Consider the following 2,292-nt stretch of genomic DNA (forward strand, 5'->3'; position numbering starts at 1 on the left):
ACACCCGGCTGGCCGCGCTGGACCTGTGCCCGCGGATTCGGGTCAACGCCATCGCGCCCGGATCGATCGCCACGTCCGCGCTCGACATCGTCGCCTCCAACGACGAGTTGCGCGAGCCGATGGAAAAGGTGACACCGATGCGCCGGCTCGGCGAGCCCGACGAGATCGCGGCTGCCGCAGTGTATTTAGCCTCGCCAGCGGGTGCCTACCTGACCGGCAAGGTGATCGAAGTCGACGGCGGTATCACCTTTCCCAACCTCGACCTACCGATTCCGGACCTGTGACGATGGCTATACGAGTCGCCGCGGTCGGCACCGGAAATGTCGGCATCCATGCGTTGCGGGCGCTGATCACCAATCCGGACTACGAGCTCACCGGTGTGTGGGTGTCGTCGGATTCCAAAGCCGGCAAAGACGCCGGAGAGCTTGCGGGCCTTGATGTCTCGACCGGTGTCACCGCGTCTACCGATCTGGACGCGGTGCTCGCCTCTGGCCCGCAGTGCGCGGTCTACACCGCGATGGCCGACAACCGGCTGCCCGATGCGCTCGACGATTACCGGCGCATCCTGGCCGCCGGGGTCAATGTCGTCGGCAGCAGTGCGGTGTTCCTGCAGTATCCGTGGCAGGTGCTCCCCAAGGAGCTGCTGGCTCCGATCGAAGATGCGGCGCGGGAAGGCAATTCGAGCCTGTTCGTCAACGGCATCGATCCGGGATTCGCCAACGACCTGCTCCCGCTGGCGCTGGCTGGGACATGCCAGAGCGTCCAGCAGATCCGCTGCATGGAGATCGTCGACTACGCCACATACGACAGCGCCACCGTCATGTTCGACGTGATGGGATTCGGCAAGCCGCTCGACGACATCCCAATGCTGCTGCAACCGGGCGTGCTGAGTCTGGCGTGGGGATCGGTGGTGCGCCAACTCGCCGCGGGCCTGGGCGTCGAACTCGACCAGGTCACCGAACGGCACGAGCGGGTCCCGGCGCCCGAGGACTTCGACATCGCCTCGGGACACATCCCCAAGGGCAGTGCCGCGGCGCTGCGATTCGAGGTGCACGGACTGGTCGACGGCAAGCCCGCGGTCGTCCTCGAACACGTCACCCGGTTGCGCGAAGACCTGTGCCCCGACTGGCCGCAGCCGGCCCAGCCCGGTGGCTGCTATCGGATCGAAATCACCGGCGAACCGTCCTACGCCATCGACGTCTGCCTGAGCAGTCCGAACGGGGATCACAATCACGCGGGTCTGGTGGCGACGGCGATGCGCGTCGTCAACGCCATCCCCGCCGTCGTTGCCGCGCCCGCCGGGATCCGCACCACGCTGGACCTACCGCTGATCACCGGGCGCGGCCTCTACTCGGCAAGGTAGAGGTTTCGGTTAACCTAACTTTCTTATTCGTCGAAGGAAAGTGAGTTAGGTGCCCGAGGACACCCGCGCGCGGCTCAAAACCGGGTGGTATCTGCTCGGCCCCGCATTCGTCGCCGCGATTGCCTATGTCGACCCGGGCAACGTGGCCGCGAACATCAGTGCCGGCGCCCAATTCGGCTTCGCGCTGCTGTGGGTGATCGTCCTCGCGAACGTGATGGCCGGGCTCGTCCAGTACCTGTCGGCAAAGCTCGGCCTGGTGACCGGGCGCACGCTGCCCGAGGCCATCGGCGGACAGCTGAATCGACCGGCCCGACTGGCCTTTTGGATACAGGCCGAGATCGTCGCGATGGCGACCGACGTGGCCGAGGTGATCGGCGGGGCGATCGCACTACACATCCTATTCCGGCTGCCACTGCTGCTTGGCGGGGTGATCACCGGGGTGGTGTCGCTGCTGCTCCTGCGGATCCAGGACCAGCGCGGCCAACAGATCTTCGAACGGGTGATCACCGGACTGCTGCTGCTCATCGCCATCGGCTTCACCGCCAGCTTCTTCGTGGCGACACCACCGCCCGGAGATGTGCTGGGCGGGTTGGTTCCGCGATTCCTCGGAAAGGAAAGCGTGCTGTTGGCGGCGGCCATCCTGGGCGCGACGGTGATGCCGCATGCGGTCTATCTGCACTCCGGGCTGGCCCGCGACCGGCATGGCCATCCCGATCCCGGCCCGGACCGGCGGCGACTGCTGCGGGTCACCCGGTTGGACGTCGGACTGGCGATGGTCGTCGCAGGGGCCGTGAACGCCGCGATGCTGCTGGTCGCTGCGCTGAACATGCAGGGCCGAGCCGGCGTCGGTTCCATCGAGACGGCCTACGTCGCAGTGCACGACACGGTGAGTCCATTGATCGCGGTGTTCTTCGCGGTCGGATTGCTGG

3 protein-coding genes are annotated in these 2,292 nt (G+C 66.5%); all 3 read left to right on the plus strand.

All coding sequences use genetic code 11. From position 1 onward, the window contains the following. Positions 1-284: SDR family oxidoreductase (locus WAN02_RS26720; protein WP_422268062.1), on the plus strand; the 284-nt coding region annotated here is incomplete at its 5' end. Between the two features lie 2 nt (positions 285-286). After that, positions 287-1,363: a diacylglycerol kinase gene (locus WAN02_RS26725; RefSeq protein WP_422268064.1), complete on the plus strand. Its 1,077-nt coding sequence runs from the start codon at positions 287-289 to the stop codon at positions 1,361-1,363. Positions 1,364-1,412: 49 nt separating this feature from the next. Beyond that, the coding region (locus tag WAN02_RS26730) for an Nramp family divalent metal transporter (RefSeq protein WP_422268066.1) at positions 1,413-2,292 on the plus strand (880 nt) is incomplete at its 3' end.

It is taken from the genome of Mycobacterium sp. (assembly GCF_049281135.1).
Lineage (GTDB): Bacteria > Actinomycetota > Actinomycetes > Mycobacteriales > Mycobacteriaceae > Mycobacterium.

Excerpts from the sequence above, each read along its gene's own strand:
- WAN02_RS26725 (WP_422268064.1), top strand. The coding sequence starts at position 287 with ATGGCTATACGAGTCGCCGCGGTCGGCACCGGAAATGTCGGCATCCAT.